Genomic DNA, 1,018 nt, shown 5'->3' with positions numbered 1-1,018 from the left:
GACCGTCGAAGCCGTCAATCGGACAGTAGCGAGGATCAATCTACGCCCGCGCAAGCGCTTGGGCTGGAAGACGCCGTACGAAGTGCATACAGGGGTGAGCGTTGCACTTATGTGTTGAATTCAGGTTTATGAAAAATGGAATTCCGCAGTTGCAGTGGGTTGATGATTTGCGTGCCCCAAGAGTCATGCCGCCAACCGAAGGAGAATAAGGGATGAATAAACAACTACTGATGGCAGGCCTATTGGTGACTTCGCTGGCGGGTTGCGGTGATGTTTTTGCGCCTGCCTCGAAGGAGGTTTGTATTACTGGGTATAACCAGTATGAGCGGCCAATTCATGAATTTAGATTGGATGCTACAAATAAGACGGGGTGTTCAGGTAACCCATCTGCGCGTAAGGGGAACTACATGTATGGCGGTGGAGGGGGGCTTTCGTGTGGTTGCCGTGTAACTCCGGGGAAGCAAGTGAGTTTGTACTGGAGTTTTGAGCCGACTCTTGAAGAATTCAGGAACGGTTTTCCATTGGAAGAATATTCTGTCGTGGTAACTGTTCCGCAGCCCGAGTCGTCGACTTCTCGCTATTTCCGAATTTTCTTTATGAAAGATGGAGTTCCTAAATTGCAGTGGGTAGACGATTTACGTGCTCCTAGAATAATGCCTTCGTCCGTGGAGGATCTGAAATGAAGGATGATATTGAACTCGGGTTGGATGATGTTTTCTTTGAAAGAGTTAAGTCAGAGTCTGAGCAGTTGTGCCCTATCTGTCAGCAGGTCTTGTGGCTAAGTTTTTACTTTGATGGGTTTGGTTGTTCAAAAACTACAACGCCGGCTACTAACGTACTCAAGTTGCATAATGCAAGCTATGAATTCGAGGATGAAGGCAAGCGCAAGTTTTACTACCCCGGCCTCGGCGCCGACTTTGACCCTGAAACCCGAGTATTGGCCGCTGCCATCGCCGATAAAGCCGGTGACGCTATTTACGATAAAGCCCCTGAGATGGCCCAAGACAAGGCCCGGGAA

2 protein-coding genes and 1 pseudogene are annotated in these 1,018 nt (G+C 49.1%); all 3 read left to right on the top strand.

From position 1 onward, the window contains the following. Positions 1-118: pseudogene (locus AC19YT_RS28300) on the top strand (IS30 family transposase); the annotation flags it as partial. A 94-nt stretch (positions 119-212) separates the two neighbouring features. After that, the gene (locus AC19YT_RS28295) at positions 213-683 is read left to right on the top strand and encodes a hypothetical protein (protein WP_218192068.1); all 471 of its coding nucleotides are present in this window, start codon (positions 213-215) and stop codon (positions 681-683) included. Next, positions 680-1,018, top strand: a 339-nt coding sequence (locus AC19YT_RS28290) for a hypothetical protein (protein ID WP_500611391.1), incomplete at its 3' end; no start/stop codon positions are given. The genes AC19YT_RS28295 and AC19YT_RS28290, both read left to right, overlap by 4 nt.

Source organism: Pseudomonas sp. MF08875 (genome assembly GCF_059862525.1).
Note: the sequence above shows the minus strand (reverse complement) of the source record. Positions and strands in the feature narration are given on the sequence as shown.

Coding starts and splice junctions, on each gene's coding strand:
- AC19YT_RS28295 (WP_218192068.1), top strand. CDS start 213: ATGAATAAACAACTACTGATGGCAGGCCTATTGGTGACTTCGCTGGCG.